This window comes from Lentibacillus halophilus, from assembly GCF_039522485.1.
Lineage (GTDB): Bacteria > Bacillota > Bacilli > Bacillales > Amphibacillaceae > Lentibacillus > Lentibacillus halophilus.
The window spans coordinates 135,631-153,107 of sequence record NZ_BAAADM010000008.1 but is presented as its reverse complement, the minus strand read 5'-3'; the positions used below and the strand labels follow the sequence as shown (position 1 = coordinate 153,107).

The following is a 17,477-nucleotide window of genomic DNA, read 5'->3' as shown; positions in this document are numbered from 1 at the left end:
CCGCGCTCGACTTGCATGTATTAGGCACGCCGCCAGCGTTCGTCCTGAGCCAAGATCAAACTCTCCAAAAAAAGTTTGGGATACGACTGACACCGATCAGCCGTTCATTGGCTTCGCTTATTTTGTGGATTTCAAGGGGTAAGTCATTCAGCCGATATACACATCAGCATTCCGACTCCCTGCCTCTGACATCCATCTGTCATACTGGCTGTTTTGTTCAGTTTTCAAGGAGCAAAGTGGGCCTGGGTGGACTTGAACCACCGACCTCACGCTTATCAGGCGTGCGCTCTGACCGACTGAGCTACAGGCCCTAACTTGAATATGGAGCGGGTGATGGGAATCGAACCCACGACATCAGCTTGGAAGGCTGAGGTTTTACCACTAAACTACACCCGCATAGCATTAACATAAAAGTCGTTCCGATGGTCGGGAAGACAGGATTTGAACCTGCGACCCCATGGTCCCAAACCATGTGCTCTGCCAAGCTGAGCTACTTCCCGTGATATGGTGCGCCCGAGAGGAGTCGAACCCCTAGCCTTCTGATCCGTAGTCAGACGCTCTGTCCAATTGAGCTACGGGCGCTTCAGAGTGACGATGGCTAATATATCACGCTGTTGCTAAAGCGTCAATGGTTTTTTTAATGCGGCCGAGAGGACTTGAACCTCCACGGGGAAACCCCACTAGGCCCTCAACCTAGCGCGTCTGCCATTCCGCCACAGCCGCATATAAAGCACATAATAAAATGCCGTGAGTGGCACAGCAATGATATCAATGCGGATGGAGGGACTCGAACCCTCACGTCACCATGACACTAGATCCTGGGTCTAGCGCGTCTGCCAATTCCGCCACATCCGCAAAAATGGTGAGCCATGGAGGATTCGAACCTCCGACCCTCTGATTAAAAGTCAGATGCTCTACCAACTGAGCTAATGGCTCCTATTCAAACATGTAAAACATACCCGTTATCTATCGCGGATTATCGATAATGACAACTGGGCTACCAGGATTCGAACCTGGGAATCACGGGATCAAAACCCGATGCCTTACCGCTTGGCTATATCCCAATAATGGCGGTCCGGACGGGACTCGAACCCGCGACCTCCTGCGTGACAGGCAGGCATTCTAACCAACTGAACTACCGGACCCAACCAAGAATGAAAAGAATATGACCCGTACGGGATTCGAACCCGTGTTACCGCCGTGAAAGGGCGGTGTCTTAACCACTTGACCAACGGGCCATAAAATGGCGGAGAAGGAGGGATTCGAACCCTCGCGCCGTCTGAAACGGCCTACACCCTTAGCAGGGGCGCCTCTTCAGCCACTTGAGTACTTCTCCGAATGGCTCCACAGGCAGGATTCGAACCTGCGACCGATCGGTTAACAGCCGATAGCTCTACCGCTGAGCTACTGTGGAAGAGTCTTAAATGATTTTTTAGCGCAATAAGAAAACAATTATTATCGCGACAAAAAACATAGTACAACATTTATCAAAGCATGTCAATAACTTCAAACAAAGAATTTGCGGAGTGTTTCCCTATAAAATCTCGCATTTCGCAACGACCTGTACAATTTAACATGCGGATTGCCATGAGTCAATATATACAATATGGGACTAAAAACCATTCCTTTTTGCAGTGACCATTGAACGTATGAATAAAGAGAACATCCACCCATCAATCACCATATCAAGCCTTCTGTGCATACAATAATTCACCCTTGCACTGACCGCATCGGTATTTTTGAAGATTGATTCTGCGTATGCGTTCATATACACGACCACATTGCTTGCACCGATATTTATGTTTGAGCTGTCTTTCCGCTGAAGGCAACGGCGTGCAATATCTTGGTGCCCCTGTCTTTTTTAATAGCTCTTTAAAATCTTTGTCGCCATGTTTATATCCTTTACCTTCTATATGAAGGTGATAATGGCATAATTCGTGTTTCAAAATACCGGACAGATTATCGTCGTTGGTTTCCTCAGCGTATTTAGGATTCACTTCAATCGTTCTTTTGGACGGAATGTACCGCCCTCCTGTTGTGCGTAGACGGTTGTTGTAAACGGCTTTGTCCATGAAAGGTTTATTAAAATATTGCAATGATAACGCATTTATTCGTGTATTTAGTTCTGTTTCATCCATTTGTATCATATAGATCATCCTTAACAATACATGGTTTTTATATCGTACCACACGCGGGTGATAAGTGCACCAAAAAAACCCCCATTTATTTAAAACAATTCTAAATAAATATTGATTTTTAATAGATATATAGTATAATAGAAACAAAAGAAATCATTTTCTTAGGAGAGGTGTTCAACGAATGGATAATGAAAAAAAGCGAATGACAACGGCATCCGGAGCTCCTGTCGGTGATAATCAAAATTCAATGACAGCTGGTCATAGGGGGCCGGCATTAATTCAAGACGTTCACTTTTTAGAAAAAATGGCCCATTTTGACAGAGAACGCATTCCGGAACGTGTTGTTCATGCTAAGGGGACCGGCGCATTCGGATATTTTGAAGTAACAAACGATGAGATTTCCAAATATACAAAAGCTGACTTCCTCAGTGAAAAAGGAAAGCGCACAGACATGTTCGCCCGTTTTTCAACTGTTGCTGGTGAGTTGGGCTCCGCAGATACAGTGCGTGACCCGCGTGGTTTCGCATTGAAATTCTACACCGATGAAGGCAACTATGACATGGTTGGCAATAACACGCCACTTTTCTTCATTCGTGACGCCATTAAATTCCCTGACTTTATCCATACGCAAAAACGCAATCCCCGCACAGGATTGAAAGACAAAGATGCGGTCTGGGATTTCTGGTCATTATCACCAGAGTCGCTTCATCAGATCACATATATGCACGGTGATCGCGGAATCCCTGCAACTTACCGTCATATGAATGGATATGGAAGCCATACCTATAAATGGGTGAATGACCAAGGAGAAGCATTCTGGATTAAATACCACTTCATCAGTGATCAGGGTGTTAAAGGTCTGGATGTCGACGTGGCCGAACAACTTGCTGGTGAGCAGCCGGATTATCACCAAAAAGATTTATATGATGCAATTGAAAGTGGTGATTATCCGTCATGGACACTTTATGTTCAAATCATTCCTTACGACGATTACAAAACGTATAAATGGGATATTTTTGATGTTACCAAGACAGTGTCACACAAAGATTATCCACGGATCGAAGTTGGAAAAATGGTATTGAATCGCAATCCTGAGAATCACTTTGCTGACGTTGAGCAGGCGGCCCTTTCACCGGCTAATCTGGTTCCCGGAATTGAAACATCACCGGATAAAATGCTGCAAGGACGTCTATTCAGTTATTCAGATACGCAACGTTACCGATTGGGCGTCAATCACCAGCAAATACCGGTTAACCGCCCCAAAGCAGAAGTGAATCATTATCAGCGGGATGGTTATATGGCTGTTAATGGCAATGGTGGCGGGAAGCCAGTTTATGAACCTAACTCGATCGATGGACCGGTTGAAGACCCGGCATCAAAAACCAACGCATTTGAATTAGAGGGTGTTGCGGATAGCGTAGCCCATGACAGTGATGATCATTATACACAGCCAGGAGATCTCTACCGTCTGATGAGCGAAGACGAGAAATCCCGTCTCGTGAAAAACTTTGCCGATCATATGCGTCAAGCCACACGTGATGATGTTAAACTGCGCCAAATCGAGCATTTCTATAAAGCTGATCCGGATTGGGGAGAACGAGTTGCTAATGAATTAGGGCTATCGGTTCCGGCAAGTGTTAAATAATTGTACACGAAAAAGCTGATGATCATTTAGAATCATCAGCTTTTTTGTCTCCAACCATGGAAAGCGCAATCCGTCCTTTATCGCTATCCACGTCTTCCACCCAGACCGTCACGACGTCGCCTACTGATGTGATATCCATCGGGTGTTTCACAAATTTTTCGGCCATTTTGGAAATGTGGACAAGTCCATCCTGCTTAACACCGATATCAACAAACACACCAAAGTCAACCACATTGCGCACCGTGCCCTGCATTTCCATTCCTTGCTGTAAGTCATCCATGCTCATGACACTTTGTTTCAGTAACGGTGCCGGCAAATCATCACGCGGATCCCGTTCCGGTCTGCCAAGGGCAGCAGCTATATCGTCCAGCGTCGGCTTGCCAATGTCAAGCTCACCAGCCATTTCACTTATATCCACTGTTTTCAGCTGTTCGCGCAATTTTTCAGTTCCGATATCATCAACCGTACAATCAATCCGGTTCAGCAACTCCTCAGCAGATGCATAGCTTTCCGGGTGAATCGGTGTCCGATCAAACGGATTTCCTCCTTCTAATATTCGCAGAAATCCGACAGCCTGCTCATACGTTTTGGAGCCCAGCCGTGGAACGTCTTTTAACTGCTTGCGGGTTGTAAATTTACCGGTTTCATTGCGTTGGGCTATAATATTGGACGCCACCGTTTTGCTGAGGCCGGCAACATACTGAAGAAGGGATGTTGATGCCGTGTTGACATTAACACCGACCTGGTTAACAGCGGTTTCAACAACAAACGTCAAGGAATCATTAAGCGCCTTTTGGCTGACATCATGCTGATATTGTCCAACACCTATTGACTTTGGATCTATCTTCACCAATTCGGCCATCGGATCCTGAATTCGGCGGGCAATGGAGGCCGCGCTCCGTTCTTCCACCTGCAGGTCCGGGAACTCTTCACGGGCCAGTTTGGAAGCTGAATAAACGCTTGCACCTGCCTCATTAACGATAATATAGGAAATATCCAGATCACTACGTCCGATCATATCGGATATGAACTGCTCTGTTTCCCTGGATGCTGTTCCATTTCCAATCGCTATCAATTCAATCCCAAATCGGTTAATCCATTCCATAACCAATTTTTCTGATCCAGCTGTATCGTGTGTTGGTGCATTCGGATAAATGACACCAACATCCTTTACTTTACCGGTATCATCAACTGCAGCAAGTTTGCACCCGGTCCGGTAGGCTGGATCAACACCCAGTACCATCTTTCCTTTCAAAGGTGGCTGTAAAAGCAGGTTTTTCAAGTTCTCCGAAAAGACGGAAATGGCCTGTTCTTCCGCTTTTTCTGTCAGGGTATTGCGGATTTCCCGATCCATCGATGGCTGAATCAGTCGTTTATAGCTGTCTTTTGCAGCTTGTTGCAAGATATCGGTTGTTTCCTGATTGGTTCCATTCAAAACAATTTGTTTCTCCAAATAAGCCAATATACGCTCAGCCGGCGGTTCGACCGTCACTTTCAGGACGCCTTCTTTTTCACCGCGGTTCAATGCTAAAATACGATGGGACACAATCGAGCGCACCGTTTCATCGTAATCATAATACATCTCGTATATGCTTTTTTCGTCTTTTTCAGCATCCTTCGCTTCGGAATGCACCATTCCGCGTTTGAATGTTTCCTCACGTATGAATGTACGGAACGTTGGCTCATCCGATACCCACTCCGCGATAATATCATTCACACCTGCAAGGGCATCGTCCACCGTGCTGACGCCTTGTTCGTCTGACAAATAGGATTCGGCTTCCATAGTAATGCTTGTTATTTTCTGGTCCCACACCAGGGCAGCTAGTGGTTCCAGCCCTTTTTCCTTGGCCTTTGTGGCCCGTGTTCGCCGTTTCTGTTTGTATGGACGGTATAAATCTTCCACTCGCTGCAATTGGGAAGCCGAATTGATGGCCCGTTTTAATTCCTCGGTTAGTTTCCCTTGCTCGTCGATGAGACGGATAACCTCTTCCTTACGTTCAGAAAGATTTACAGCGTATTGCCATTTATCCTGAATCATTTTTAGCTGTACTTCATCAAGGCCACCTGTCTCTTCTTTCCGATAACGGGCTATAAAAGGGACAGTATTGCCTTCATCCATCAGCGCAATAACTTTATGTACGGCAGTCTGACGAACATCTGTTTTCTCAGCTACCCATTGTTCCAATTCATGAGACACAATTGCTTCCTCCCTCTATTAATCGGCTGTGCAGTATACAGGACCCTGCTCATGCACCACGCAAACAATGCACATCCGTTTCCATTCTATCAAAAAAGCTGCCAAATAAAAAAAGACCATAGGCACGATCGGGGTCTCACTCTTGATATTGAATAGCAATCATCGTCGTATCATCGTCATGTGTCTGTCCACTTTTGTATGCGCTATACATATCAACCACTTGCTGCACATTCCTTGTCAGCAGGAAGTTTTGAGTGATGTCCCTATCACTGACGCCATCGGAAAAAAGAATGAAATTCATGACAGTATCAAGTTTTCCTGAAACAACTTTAAACGGTTGATGGAAGCCTGCAAGATAGCCGGAATTCGGTATATGACGGTTCTTCACTCCATTTTCAGGGATTGTCATCATACCGATATTGCCAATTGAGGAAAAGGTATAACGTCGTGTGAAGAAATTGATTTTTAACAAACCGACCACTACACCACGTTTGCCCGAAAGCTGTTGGTTGCAATGCTGAATCAGTTGATTCACCGTTGCATAAATACGATGTTTGATAATATTGATAACGATATCCGCCGACTCTTTCGCTGATTCGCCACTTCCCAGACCATCAGCCAATGCACAGATGAATTCCTCGTCTGTTTCGGTATAAAAATAACTGTCGCCGCATTCAATCTGCCCGGCTTTCGCTTGTTGGTATACCGCTGTCATCACGTTGGGCCTTTGACCGATCACTCCAGCACCTCCGCTTGTTCGGAATTCAATGTTTCACGGAGCTTACGCAATGAACGGCGTTGCAATCGGGACACATGCATTTGGGAAATACCCAGCTGCTCCCCGGTCTCTTTCTGACTCATGCTTTCAAAATAGGTGCATCGCAAAATTGCTTGTTCCCGATCCGTCAGTACCGGAAGAATCCTCTCCAGAAGCATACGTTGATCAGCATTCTTAAAATCATCCTCATCACTGCCGATTAAGTCCAGAATGGTAACCGTGCTGCCGTCCGAATCGGCTTCCAGCTTCCGGTCAACAGACAGAGCTTTGTAGCTTTTGCCCATTTCCATTGTTTCCAGTATCTCCTCTTCCGGCACTTGCAAATACTCTGCCAGTTCCTTGATCGTTGGGGAAACCTGATTACGGGCCGTCAGATCATCATTTGCTTTTTTTATTCTCGGCCCCAGCTCCTTAATGCGTCTGGGAACGTGCACACTCCACGTTTTATCACGAATGAACCGCTTTATTTCCCCAACAATCGTGGGGATGGCAAACGATTCAAAGGATTTACCGTATGTGGCATCGTACCGTCTTACAGCGGCTATCAGACCTATCATGCCGACTTGTTTCAGATCTTCGTGTATGCTGCTGTTTTTAGAGTATTTTCTTGCAATGGAATCAACTAATTCCTCGTAGGACAGTATAATTTTCTCCTGTATGTCTTCTTGATCAGGGTTTTGCTGCAACTTATTGATCCACTCATATATTTGTCCCTGACTATTACTGTGTTGCTGAGATCTGGTCGTCATCAAGACCCACCCCGTTTTCATGAAGGTACTTTGTCATCAAAACAATAACGCCATCATGATTATTAATCTCCACCCGATCCATCAATGCATCGATCAGGAAAAGACCAAAGCCACCTTCGCGTAAGTTCTCAACAGACTCCGAGCTGTGATATGGACCTATACCCCCTTTAACATCATTTAAGTCAAAACTTCCACCGTGATCGGCCACCATGACTTCCAATCGGTCATCATACACACCGAATCCAACTGAAACCTCACCATTATCACCCTCTTGATAGGCGTGATCCACTGCATTTGTAATTGCCTCAGATACAGCTATCTTCAAATCTTCAATCTCGTCATAGGTGAAGCCGATGCGATTGGCTATACCCGATATGCTCAAACGGACAATACCTACATAGTCCGCTTTAGCAGGAACTCTCATTTCGCTGAACTCAAAATTTCCCATTATTTATTCCCACCCCAAATCGCAGTATCGATGGTAAAAATGTCATCAAGACCGGTGATTTGGAATAATCTTAAAACGCGGTCCTGCAAATTTTTCAAACGTATGCTGCTGTTATGCTCCTTGGCAGATTTTAAGGCACTGATAAAGATGCCCAATCCTGTACTGTCCATATAGCCTACATCTTCCAAGTCAACAATTACCTGATGTCCTTCTGATGTCGTCAACGGGACTAATGCCTCTTTAAGCTGCGGTGCAGTATAAGCATCAATTTCGCCTGATAACCAAACAGTGGACTGATTATCAGCATCGGTCACATCAATGGTCAAATCCATCTCACATTCCTCCTGTGCTCGTTCAGACCATTTATTTTTATCGCATTGAATAACAGATAACTTTACCCTGGACAAGCCTCGTTTAAACTTTTTTCAGAACAATTAATGTGAAATCATCACGAAGGTGAAAGTCCTGTAGCCATTCAAAGTGCTTATACACGTTGTCAACCATTTCCTGTGCGGGCAGGTGAGAAAAGCGGCCAATCACATCAAGAACTTCCTGACTTTCAATGAAACGATCCCCTTGCCTGCATTCCGTCACGCCATCCGTCAACAAAATCAACATGTCGCCCTGGTGAAGCACCCGCTCGTACTGTTGATAGTTTGTATCGGGGTCAACACCGAGCACCAAACCTTTTGCTTCAAGTTCCTCAAACGTATTTTGTTGAGCATTGAAATAAAAACCCGGTTCGTGTCCTGCAGACGAATAACGAACAGTTCCACCGGATGGGATAAATTGGGCATAGAACATGGTAATGAACATGCTATCGTCGACATTTCGTTCAACCACACGATTCAAGTTTTCTAATATCGTCTGTGGACGCATAATTTTCTCCGGCAGACTGTCCATAGAATATTTAATCATCGACATGCATAAAGCAGCCGGAATTCCTTTTCCAATCACATCAGCAACAGCCACCCCGAGCAAACCATCCGAACCAGTGACAAAATGATAATAATCCCCATTCATTTGATGAGCAGGGACACTGATAACGCCAATGTCCATTCCCTCCATGTCAGGGGTGGTCGTTTTCAGTAACGTATCCTGCATGTTTGCTGCCACAGCAATTTCTGACTTAAGTTCCGACTGTTCCTCCCTCAGTGTATGGTATTCCTGAAGCATAACGCCATAGGAAATCATCGTTTCGAGAAGAAAATTCATCGAATGGCGGAAATAAGCCGGCATGTCCGAATAAAGGGAAGCCATTGCCTGATTATGCAGGTTAACAATATCCTCCGGCGGCACGTTGTTTTGAATAAACTGTTTGCTAATTTGTTCCGCTCCATATAGCGATTGTTCATCTTGTGCTGCAATGTAATGTTTCAATAAACGTTGATAATTCGCTGCGTCCGGTTTCAGGGTATCCATACAGCTGACTCCCCCTTTTATTTAAGCAGTCAAAAAGAGAGATACAAATGTCTGTTCTTCATTATATCTCAATTTATTATCTAGTCCATTTCACAGCCCTTATTTCTGTCCCTTTGCCTTTTTCGGATTGAATATCAAATTGATCCACCAAGCGTTTAACACCCGGAAGCCCCGTACCAAGGCCACCTGATGTAGAGTAGCCATCCTCCATCATTTGACTGATATCATCCATCCCCGGACCATCATCAAGCGACACTAAGGTCATACCTTTTTGTTCAGTATGACTGATCTGTTCAAAACATAATTGGCCACTGTCGGTATATAAATAGATATTACGGGCCAGTTCCGAAACAGCTGTTGCTATCCTTGCTTGATCGACAGTGCTGAACCCCACGTCCCGGGCACATTCACGGCCAAGCTGTCGCGCCTTGACAATATCCCATTCATTATTAATAGTAACACAGGATAGGAGGCCCATCGTTATTCCCCCAATTCCTGACGCAGTTTAAGCAGTCCTTGTTCCAAATCCAAAGCCGTAGGAACATTCTGCAAATGGACACCGAGTTCGATCAGGGTCATGGCAACAGGGGGCTGGATTCCTGTTAATACCACCTTAGCACCCATCAGATTAGACATTTTGACAACATCACCAAGAACCTTGGCGATAAAGGAATCAATCATGTCGACGGATGTTAAATCAATAACCACACCGGAGGCACCCGTCCGATGAATTTCACTCAACAGATCTTCCTGAAATTGAATTGCCGTGTTGTCATCCATTTCGGTCTGAATCGAAATCAATAAGTAGTTATGCAGTTTTAAAATAGGTATCCGCATGCGATCACGCTCCACCGAGGGAATCCATCATCTGTTCAATGGAGTCATCTTTTTGACCGGAATCAACAATTTGTCGGCCGGTCATTTCGAGTGCTGTAATAAATCCTTTTCGAAGTGAACTTTTCGTCGGAAATTTACTCAGGTCAATGCCTAAATTGACAATTGTTTGAGCAATTTCGGGGCGGATGCCGACAAGAATGCATGTTGCTCCGATCAACCGAACCGCTTCGGCAGCCTGTATGATATGATGAGCAACCATGGTATCAACAACCGGAACACCGGTAATGTCAATTAATACCACTTCTGAATTATGTTTAATAACCCCGTCCAGCAATCCTTCCATAATTAGCTTGGCGCGCTCGGTATCGATCGTTCCAATAAGCGGCATAACAGTAATATTATCAATAACAGGAATGAGTGGGGCCGATAGTTCCTGAAGAGCCACCCGTTGTAATGATATAATATTTTCCCAGTTCCCTGAGTACTCATTAACCAACTGCCGAATGACTGGTTCCACCCAAAGGTCAACTTGTTGCATCAACTCGGAAATATAATGGCTGTCCACTTTATCGGACTGATCAAGAATAAAGTCAATGGTCACCCGTCTGAACACTTGAAGACCGTCTGTAATGTAACTCACCTGCCAGCCAAGATGGATCAGTTTTTCCGCAAATTGTTGTAATTTTTCCGTTTCTCCTTGATTCTTTATACTGTTAAAGATGATATTGACAAATTCTCTGTTCGTGCTCTCCAATAGTTCTTCCGAAACACTGTCACTGTAGTTCGCACGCTTCATTGTATCGATTTCAGCCAGCCATTTCTGTACAATGGTATCACTATTGTTCAGTACAATTGATTTAAAATCCTTGTCCAACATTTTCCCTCCAGACGCCCGGTTAATCCACTTATCGTAAATGGAGCAGAAAGAGTCTATTATACATGTCATTTTAGCATGAAGCATAGCAAATTTCGATTATCACGGGATGGACAGAAAAAGCTATGGATAACACAAAGCGCATTCAACGATCCCTTCTCTTTTACAAAACCGTCATCGTCATACACAAAATGTTCGGGTAGACAGCCCGATAAAAAACACTCTTCCGGATGTATGCCTTAATCACAGCCATACATCCGGAAGAGTCATTTCATGAGCACTTTATATCGGAAGACCCCTGCCTGCTCGAGGGGGCATCACCTATTGATCGTACATTTCCTTCAAACCGAGACTAATCTCCAGTGCCCTATCAATTTTTATCATCATATGATGATCCAATCTTGTAATTTTATCGGTCAGCCGCTGTTTATCCAATGTTCTGATCTGCTCCAGCAATATGACCGAATTGCGGTCGAAACCGTACTTTTTCGCGCTGATCTCCACATGGGTCGGGAGCTTGGCCTTCTGAATCTGAGCAGTTATAGCGGCTACAATCACCGTCGGGCTGAACCGGTTACCGATATCATTCTGCAGGATCAATACGGGACGGATGCCTCCCTGTTCTGATCCAACGACAGGGGATAAATCAGCGAAATATACTTCGCCTCTTTGAACGATCACGTGCCCTACACCCCGATCACTGAGCGCTGCAACGTATTTTTTTCAGCTTCTTCTTCAGCCTGAAATGCCTCAGAGGCAATGGTAAGATTAATACTAGCCATTTCCATATAGCCTTGCTGCATCGATTCACGGAACTGACGGATATGCTCTTCTTTTTTGTGTTCCAAATAATTTTTTGTAGCCTGGCATATGAAATCGCTCAAATCGCTATTTTCATACTTCATTAGCCCATCCACCTCATTCAGCAGATTTTTTGGTAAACGTACAGAAATTTCCTGTAAGCTCTCTGACAAAACCATGCACCTCCGACAACTTGTAACGATCATTTTTGGATTCCAATTCATCATATCATTGTACCATTTTGTTTGCAAAGGCTTATCAGAAAAATTTCAGAAAAGGGTACGCTGTCCATTGGTTGGAAGAATTTTTCCCTGCCATTATATTTATGGAGATATTGCCATTATTATGCTTCATGATAAAAGGTTAGTTAAGGCGGCTTCTGACGTCAGTCAATTGTTGTCTTTATATATTCTGGGGACACGACTGGTTATGGTGCATGGAATTTCGTAATTGATAGTTTCCAAGTGGGCGGCGATTTCGTCCGTTTCAATTTCTTTGTCCCCTTGCTTGCCGATCAATGTCACTTTTGTTCCTATTGGGTATTCTTTATCTAGTCTGATCATGGTCTGATCCATGCATATCTTTCCGACAACAGGCATCCGTTTGCCATCAATCAGTACATCGGATCCCTGTAATTGCCGGATCCATCCATCTGCATATCCGATGGGAATGGTGCCAATCCATTCGCTATCGGTCGTTGTATAGACCGCTCCATAACTAATGGACTCGCCCGGATCCAGTTTTTTAACATGGATTAGCCGACTATGCAACGAAAAGGCCGGTTTCAATTCGATATCCCACTCGTTTTTTGTGACGACGGAAGGGTATAAGCCATACATGGAAATACCAAAACGAATATAATCATACATTTGTTCCGGAAAGCGAATGGAAGCGGCGCTATTACCGATATGGATCGCAACGGGGGCATTCCATTGTGACCGGAACGCGTCTAGCATATGCTTGAATCGGAGCCATTGTTTCTCCAAATAGGTCTGATCCGCTTCATCAGCTGTGGCAAAATGAGTGTAAACACCCGTCATCATCACCCTATTCGTGTCGTTCAGCTCATTCAGAATCCCAGTCAGCTCTTCTGTGGTACGGATTCCGATACGGCCCATACCGGTATCCCATTTCATATGTGCTTTCACCGGTGCCGGAAGCGAATAGCTTTTCACTTCCTGCAGCCATTCTTGCTGAAAAAACGTTAGTATAATATCCCTTTCGGCGGCAATCGGAACATCTTCAGGTGACACCCATCCAAGCACTATTACAGGCGCTGTTAAGCCGGAATCTCTTAATGACAGTGCTTCCTCCAGCATGGCCACCGCCAGCATTTGTGCTCCTGACTTTAATGCTTTTTCTGCGACTTGCACGGCACCGTGACCATACCCATCTGCTTTCACGACGGCGATAATAGAGCTGTCATCCGGCAGTTTGCCTTTCATTTGCTTTACATTATGTTCAATGGCCGTTAAATCAACTTCTGCCCATGTATCGCGATATATATGATTCGCCATCGTTAAACTCCTTCGTTGCCTTTTCCTTTTATTCTATCCTAAAAACAAGAGAAAATAAAAAAGCAGACCCCCTCCTATATGAGTCTGCTTGCCATCCATCGTTACTTCGCTTTTTTGCCTTGAACGGATTTTGCAACATGAATCAATTCGTCTTTGGTCAGCTCATCACTGGCCAACATAAAATTCATTCCATTATTTGTCCACTCGATCGTGTTATCCGATAAAACCCCAATGGAATGTCCAAGATTCACGATATCCCCGTTCACCATTTGCGATGATGCAGATGTTGGAATGACATCAAGCTTCTCTTCAACGAGTGTAAATTTCTTTTCACCGGAAAAGGACATAATGACGCGTTTGCCGTTTTCCATATCCACTTCCTTTTCTTCCACCAGCTCGGACCCGACCATCTCCAGCGGATAAAGGACAGTGAATGTATCTTCATTGTCTTTTCCCGAAACGGTTTCTTTTGCTTTATTGCTCTTCATATTTTTTTCCATAGCAAAATCGTCGTCATTAAAATCAGGATCCATATTAAATTCAGAGTAATCCACTTGCACCAGTGCATTCTCATCCTTATCAAGCACTTTTACTTTCACCGGTGTATAGGACTCTTTATCAAAGTAAATCTCTTGATACGGCAAATTGTTGTTGCTTTGATAATTCGTTTCGGTCTTAAAAATATAGTGATCCTCAGTCGTCGTGAATGTTGCTTCGCCGTCATTGGCAATATCACTGACGAGCGATTGATAAAGGTAAGGTTGACTGCCGTTTTCCGGCCATTCTTTTTGAAATTTAAAACTCTTATTCAGTGCCGGCGAAAGAACAAACACACCGTCGTCATTCTTCAGGATGATCTGACTTCCCTTTTCATCTTGTTCATTGGCCAATTCAACCCGATAGTAGTCTTTCTTTTGATGCCATATGTCTATATTATACGTCTGATTTTCCTGCCCGGTCGTCATTGTCATAACGGCTTTTGCCTTATATCCATCCATGGATTCCAAATTTGACTCCAGCTTGCCGAGAACGTCTTCCTTAGACTGTTCCCCACAGGCAGCTAGCAAAAGGATGAGGCCGAAAAGAATTGCACCCCGGACACCTACCATTTTTTTCATGGATATATCTCCCCTGTCTCATTTCTCACGTATTGCGAGTACATTTTCAGGGAAAATAGGGTATTGTCACGATTGTTCGATGCATGTACGATAGACGTTTACCATTTCATGCAAGAGATCCGATGCTATTAAATCATACATCGAATGCGATTCCGACACAAGCATATCCGCAGCTTTCCCATGGGCAAAGCAGGCGTTGCCTAGTGCTTCCATAATGGACTGATCCTGCATCATCATGGCCAGGATAACACCCGAAAGCACATCGCCACTGCCACCTTTAGCGAGTCCAGCATTCCCGACTGTGGTCACTGTTTGGCAGCCATCGGGGCTCGTGATAATGGTGAAAGGACCCTTTAATACGAGATGGACACCGTAGTTTTCAGCAAATGTTTTTGCATAGGCAAATGGACGTTGACGCAATTCGGATACAGTAATACCCGCGAGCATAGCCATTTCACCAAGGTGAGGCGTCAAAATAACAGGTGCCCACCGCCTTTTTAACGATTCCAGTAATGCCTTCACGTGGTACAGGCCGTCCGCATCTATAATCAGCGGAGTCGTCGCCTTCTCCAGTGCTTCCTGGATAAATCGGCGTCCTTCCACATGCCTTCCCATACCCATGCCCATGGCAACTGCATCATAATGATCAAACGAAATGGGCCGATCACACGTCAGCAAGCCATCTGTCTCTTCAAGCGCAAGATACGTTGCTTCCACACATTGGGAGGCGACAGTCGGAATAGCACTTCTAACCGTTGCGGCTGTTATCAGACCAGCGCCTGAACGCAACGCCGCACTGGCTGTCATAGCAATGGATCCGGGCATTTCCGCACTGCCGCCTGCCGCCAACCCCTTTCCATGTGTGCCTTTATGAGAATACTGCTTTCGCTTCGGCATGGTATGGCGGAACTGCTCTTCTGTCCACACAGAGCGTCTGGAACAATTAGAAGTCACAACTGATGGCAAACCAAAGGAAACCACTGTCCAAGTGCCGTAATAAGGGGCGGTTCGCTCCAGAAAAGCACTCATCTTGGGATATCCGGCTATGATTGTTTCATTGGCCTGTATCGCATCAAAGTCATCCCAACCTTCGTTTGCCGGCAGTCCGGAGGGAATATCAACCGAAAAGACATAGGACGCCTTCTCGTTAATGTCCGCTGTCATGGAGGCAAGTGGTTCACGCAAACGTCCGTTCAGACCGATACCTGCTATGGCATCCACAACAGCATCCGCTTCCCCGGCAAGTTGCCCAGCTTCAAAGGATGTTTGGAGAATAGACACGATTCCACCGCAACGTTCAAACCGTTGTTTATGATAAAGCGCATCACCGGTGAGTTTTTCATCCGGCACAACCTGATAAACGGTGACGTCATACCCATCATCCAGAAGGGTCCGGCCGATGACAAAACCATCACCGCCATTGTTCCCGCCGCCTGCAAAAATGCGGATGACGTCTGTGTTTTTCACACGTTCCTTTATAACCGCGGCAATGGCTCTTCCTGCGTTTTCCATCAGTAGTTTCCCGTCCAGGCCCACCTTGTTCATGGCACCATTATCCATATCGTACATTTCTTCTGCGGTGACAATATACACGCTACTTCCTCCTACCCGCACTAGAATATATGAGACAACCTTGTGAGATATGCAGGATGTCCTAACCGTTCTTTTCTTCCATAACGACCTGTGCTGCTGCATACTCCCGGCTGTGTGTAATGGACACAAACAAATGAGCCTGTTCATATCCCCTCACACACATTTCCGGTGCTCCGTTGGTATTTTGAGTAACTTCGATATCCCGAAAACGAATCCTCCCTATGCCGTGCCCACATGCCTTGGCAAAAGCTTCTTTGGCAGCGAACCGCCCGGCAAGATACTCCGTTCGACGCCGATCATTAGAAAGATCTAAAAAAGCCTCTTTTTCCCTGTCTGCCAAAATTCGGTCGGGCAAACGGGTATTTCTTTTAATAGCGGCAGCCATGCGGTCCAATTCAATGATGTCCATTCCAATACCGATAATCATTGTTCCAAACCTTTCTGCGACCAATGCATATTGTTATCATTGTTTCCGTCATTTTTAGTAAGCTAATAGTAATCACGCGTAAAAAATAAAAAAATATATGGCGTTTGACCGTATGATACCCGATTTTATGCGTATAGGTAAAGGAGAAGTGCCGATGTTTGTACGGAATGAGCGAAGTATCAAAGAATTTATGCACCTCTACCCGGTCGTTTCCTGGCTGGTCATTATCAACCTTGGGCTATGGCTTTTAAACAGTCTTTTACCATTCGGAAACACCATCCAAGGCTTAGGAAGTGGGGTCAATTTCTTAATCAGTCAAGGGGAATACTGGCGTTTGTTCACATCGATGGTTTTACATAAAACTCTGATGCATGCCTTGTTTAATTCCTTTGCCATTGTGTTATTCGGACCGGCCTTGGAGCAAATGCTTGGAAAATGGAAGTTCATCCTCGCCTATGTGGGTACGGGGTTTATCGGCAATCTGGCAACCGTTTTGCTGGGTCCGGCTATCTATGCGTCCGTTGGTGCATCAGGGGCTATTTACGGCCTGTTCGGCATTTATGTATTTATGGTTGCTTTTCGGAAACATTTGATCGACCAGTCCAGCGCCCAGGTTATAACGATCATTTTCATTATCGGTCTTGTCATGACTTTCATCAGACCGGGCATTAATGTGTATGCCCATGTGTTCGGATTCATTGGTGGCTTTGCCATTGCCCCGATGGTCTTGAATAATGTTCGTCCATATGCACCATGGCGATACAGAAACTATGGCAATGACGGCTCCATCCAATTTAATCCGAACCGCTGGCAGAAAAAACAACGGAATCAAAAACTATTCAAAAACATTCTTTGGATTGCCATTGGGATTCTTGTACTGCTGGCTCTGATCGGTCGGATATTCTGATTAAAAGGAATCGGCGATAAACCGAT

The 17,477-nt window shown here is 45.0% G+C and carries 18 protein-coding genes, 12 tRNA genes and 1 rRNA gene; 2 read left to right on the top strand and 29 right to left on the bottom strand.

Going from position 1 to position 17,477, the window contains the following annotated elements; translation table 11 throughout:
• The 14 genes from ABDZ72_RS02785 to ABDZ72_RS02720 form a co-directional block, all read right to left on the bottom strand.
• A 16S ribosomal RNA gene (locus ABDZ72_RS02785) occupies positions 1-71 on the bottom strand; the annotation flags it as partial.
• A gap of 166 nt (positions 72-237) precedes the next feature.
• Positions 238-311 (bottom strand) — tRNA-Ile (locus ABDZ72_RS02780).
• Positions 312-322: 11 nt separating this feature from the next.
• Positions 323-396: transfer RNA gene (locus ABDZ72_RS02775), tRNA-Gly, on the bottom strand.
• 27 nt (positions 397-423) lie between these two features.
• Positions 424-500 (bottom strand) — tRNA-Pro (locus ABDZ72_RS02770).
• 5 nt (positions 501-505) lie between these two features.
• Positions 506-582: transfer RNA gene (locus ABDZ72_RS02765), tRNA-Arg, on the bottom strand.
• Positions 583-641: 59 nt separating this feature from the next.
• Positions 642-723, bottom strand: a tRNA-Leu gene (locus ABDZ72_RS02760).
• 49 nt (positions 724-772) lie between these two features.
• Positions 773-855 (bottom strand) — tRNA-Leu (locus ABDZ72_RS02755).
• 5 nt (positions 856-860) lie between these two features.
• A tRNA-Lys gene (locus ABDZ72_RS02750) sits at positions 861-936 on the bottom strand.
• Positions 937-992: 56 nt separating this feature from the next.
• Positions 993-1,064: transfer RNA gene (locus ABDZ72_RS02745), tRNA-Gln, on the bottom strand.
• Positions 1,065-1,068: 4 nt separating this feature from the next.
• Positions 1,069-1,145, bottom strand: a tRNA-Asp gene (locus tag ABDZ72_RS02740).
• A gap of 21 nt (positions 1,146-1,166) precedes the next feature.
• A tRNA-Glu gene (locus ABDZ72_RS02735) sits at positions 1,167-1,238 on the bottom strand.
• 6 nt (positions 1,239-1,244) lie between these two features.
• A tRNA-Ser gene (locus ABDZ72_RS02730) sits at positions 1,245-1,336 on the bottom strand.
• A 3-nt stretch (positions 1,337-1,339) separates the two neighbouring features.
• Positions 1,340-1,414: transfer RNA gene (locus tag ABDZ72_RS02725), tRNA-Asn, on the bottom strand.
• A gap of 271 nt (positions 1,415-1,685) precedes the next feature.
• A complete protein-coding gene (locus ABDZ72_RS02720; RefSeq protein WP_343751014.1) occupies positions 1,686-2,147 on the bottom strand; it encodes a SprT family protein in 462 nt (153 codons plus the stop codon).
• A gap of 172 nt (positions 2,148-2,319) precedes the next feature.
• Here ABDZ72_RS02720 and ABDZ72_RS02715 point away from each other — a divergent pair, with 172 nt between their 5' ends.
• Complete coding sequence (locus tag ABDZ72_RS02715; RefSeq protein ID WP_343751013.1) at positions 2,320-3,783, top strand: catalase; 1,464 nt, start codon at positions 2,320-2,322, stop codon at positions 3,781-3,783.
• Between the two features lie 22 nt (positions 3,784-3,805).
• Here ABDZ72_RS02715 and ABDZ72_RS02710 read toward each other — a convergent pair whose 3' ends face one another.
• The 15 genes from ABDZ72_RS02710 to acpS form a co-directional block, all read right to left on the bottom strand.
• Positions 3,806-5,980 (bottom strand): Tex family protein, encoded by a 2,175-nt coding sequence (locus ABDZ72_RS02710; RefSeq protein ID WP_343751012.1) that lies wholly within the window; start codon positions 5,978-5,980, stop codon positions 3,806-3,808.
• Between the two features lie 136 nt (positions 5,981-6,116).
• Positions 6,117-6,719, bottom strand: coding sequence for a SpoIIE family protein phosphatase (locus ABDZ72_RS02705; protein ID WP_343751011.1), 603 nt, complete (start codon positions 6,717-6,719; stop codon positions 6,117-6,119).
• Positions 6,716-7,507 carry an RNA polymerase sigma factor SigB gene (gene sigB, locus ABDZ72_RS02700; protein ID WP_343751010.1) on the bottom strand — a complete coding sequence of 264 codons (792 nt, stop codon included), beginning with the start codon at positions 7,505-7,507 and terminating at the stop codon, positions 6,716-6,718. The genes ABDZ72_RS02705 and sigB overlap by 4 nt, the downstream gene beginning before the upstream one ends.
• Positions 7,479-7,955 (bottom strand): anti-sigma B factor RsbW, encoded by a 477-nt coding sequence (rsbW, locus tag ABDZ72_RS02695; protein WP_343751009.1) that lies wholly within the window; start codon positions 7,953-7,955, stop codon positions 7,479-7,481. The genes sigB and rsbW overlap by 29 nt, the downstream gene beginning before the upstream one ends.
• The gene (locus tag ABDZ72_RS02690; protein WP_343751008.1) at positions 7,955-8,287 is read right to left on the bottom strand and encodes an STAS domain-containing protein; all 333 of its coding nucleotides are present in this window, start codon (positions 8,285-8,287) and stop codon (positions 7,955-7,957) included. Before ABDZ72_RS02690 ends, rsbW begins: the two co-directional genes overlap by 1 nt.
• 82 nt (positions 8,288-8,369) lie before the next feature.
• Entirely contained in the window at positions 8,370-9,377 is a 1,008-nt protein-coding gene (locus ABDZ72_RS02685) for a PP2C family protein-serine/threonine phosphatase (protein ID WP_343751007.1), read from the bottom strand.
• A 76-nt stretch (positions 9,378-9,453) separates the two neighbouring features.
• Complete coding sequence (locus tag ABDZ72_RS02680) at positions 9,454-9,855, bottom strand: anti-sigma regulatory factor (RefSeq protein WP_343751006.1); 402 nt, start codon at positions 9,853-9,855, stop codon at positions 9,454-9,456.
• Between the two features lie 2 nt (positions 9,856-9,857).
• Positions 9,858-10,214, bottom strand: a complete 357-nt coding sequence (locus tag ABDZ72_RS02675) for an STAS domain-containing protein (RefSeq protein ID WP_343751005.1) — start codon at positions 10,212-10,214, stop codon at positions 9,858-9,860.
• A 4-nt stretch (positions 10,215-10,218) separates the two neighbouring features.
• The gene (locus ABDZ72_RS02670; RefSeq protein WP_343751004.1) at positions 10,219-11,088 is read right to left on the bottom strand and encodes an RsbT co-antagonist protein RsbRA; all 870 of its coding nucleotides are present in this window, start codon (positions 11,086-11,088) and stop codon (positions 10,219-10,221) included.
• 321 nt (positions 11,089-11,409) lie between these two features.
• Complete coding sequence (locus ABDZ72_RS02665) at positions 11,410-11,769, bottom strand: type II toxin-antitoxin system PemK/MazF family toxin (protein ID WP_343751003.1); 360 nt, start codon at positions 11,767-11,769, stop codon at positions 11,410-11,412.
• 5 nt (positions 11,770-11,774) lie between these two features.
• Complete coding sequence (locus ABDZ72_RS02660) at positions 11,775-12,062, bottom strand: CopG family ribbon-helix-helix protein (RefSeq protein WP_343751002.1); 288 nt, start codon at positions 12,060-12,062, stop codon at positions 11,775-11,777.
• A gap of 216 nt (positions 12,063-12,278) precedes the next feature.
• Entirely contained in the window at positions 12,279-13,406 is a 1,128-nt protein-coding gene (gene alr, locus ABDZ72_RS02655; protein ID WP_343751001.1) for an alanine racemase, read from the bottom strand.
• 101 nt (positions 13,407-13,507) lie between these two features.
• Positions 13,508-14,524, bottom strand: coding sequence for a LolA family protein (locus ABDZ72_RS02650; RefSeq protein WP_343751000.1), 1,017 nt, complete (start codon positions 14,522-14,524; stop codon positions 13,508-13,510).
• A 66-nt stretch (positions 14,525-14,590) separates the two neighbouring features.
• Entirely contained in the window at positions 14,591-16,117 is a 1,527-nt protein-coding gene (locus tag ABDZ72_RS02645; protein ID WP_343750999.1) for an NAD(P)H-hydrate dehydratase, read from the bottom strand.
• Between the two features lie 61 nt (positions 16,118-16,178).
• On the bottom strand, positions 16,179-16,544 hold the full coding sequence (acpS, locus tag ABDZ72_RS02640) for a holo-ACP synthase (RefSeq protein ID WP_343750998.1): 366 nt from the start codon (positions 16,542-16,544) through the stop codon (positions 16,179-16,181).
• A gap of 154 nt (positions 16,545-16,698) precedes the next feature.
• On the opposite strand from acpS, the gene ABDZ72_RS02635 reads away from it, so the two are divergent.
• Entirely contained in the window at positions 16,699-17,451 is a 753-nt protein-coding gene (locus ABDZ72_RS02635) for a rhomboid family intramembrane serine protease (protein WP_343750996.1), read from the top strand.
• The last annotated feature ends 26 nt before the right edge of the window (positions 17,452-17,477 follow it).

What these genes read in the sequence shown, in the direction of transcription:
- ABDZ72_RS02720 (WP_343751014.1), bottom strand. Translation starts at nt 2,147, where the DNA reads ATGATACAAATGGATGAAACAGAACTAAATACACGAATAAATGCGTTA.
- ABDZ72_RS02715 (WP_343751013.1), top strand. Translation starts at nt 2,320, where the DNA reads ATGGATAATGAAAAAAAGCGAATGACAACGGCATCCGGAGCTCCTGTC.
- sigB (WP_343751010.1), bottom strand. Translation starts at nt 7,507, where the DNA reads ATGACGACCAGATCTCAGCAACACAGTAATAGTCAGGGACAAATATAT.
- rsbW (WP_343751009.1), bottom strand. Translation starts at nt 7,955, where the DNA reads ATGGGAAATTTTGAGTTCAGCGAAATGAGAGTTCCTGCTAAAGCGGAC.
- ABDZ72_RS02690 (WP_343751008.1), bottom strand. Translation starts at nt 8,287, where the DNA reads ATGGATTTGACCATTGATGTGACCGATGCTGATAATCAGTCCACTGTT.
- ABDZ72_RS02685 (WP_343751007.1), bottom strand. Translation starts at nt 9,377, where the DNA reads ATGGATACCCTGAAACCGGACGCAGCGAATTATCAACGTTTATTGAAA.
- ABDZ72_RS02680 (WP_343751006.1), bottom strand. Translation starts at nt 9,855, where the DNA reads ATGGGCCTCCTATCCTGTGTTACTATTAATAATGAATGGGATATTGTC.
- ABDZ72_RS02675 (WP_343751005.1), bottom strand. Translation starts at nt 10,214, where the DNA reads ATGCGGATACCTATTTTAAAACTGCATAACTACTTATTGATTTCGATT.
- alr (WP_343751001.1), bottom strand. Translation starts at nt 13,406, where the DNA reads ATGGCGAATCATATATATCGCGATACATGGGCAGAAGTTGATTTAACG.
- ABDZ72_RS02650 (WP_343751000.1), bottom strand. Translation starts at nt 14,524, where the DNA reads ATGAAAAAAATGGTAGGTGTCCGGGGTGCAATTCTTTTCGGCCTCATC.
- acpS (WP_343750998.1), bottom strand. Translation starts at nt 16,544, where the DNA reads ATGATTATCGGTATTGGAATGGACATCATTGAATTGGACCGCATGGCT.
- ABDZ72_RS02635 (WP_343750996.1), top strand. Translation starts at nt 16,699, where the DNA reads ATGTTTGTACGGAATGAGCGAAGTATCAAAGAATTTATGCACCTCTAC.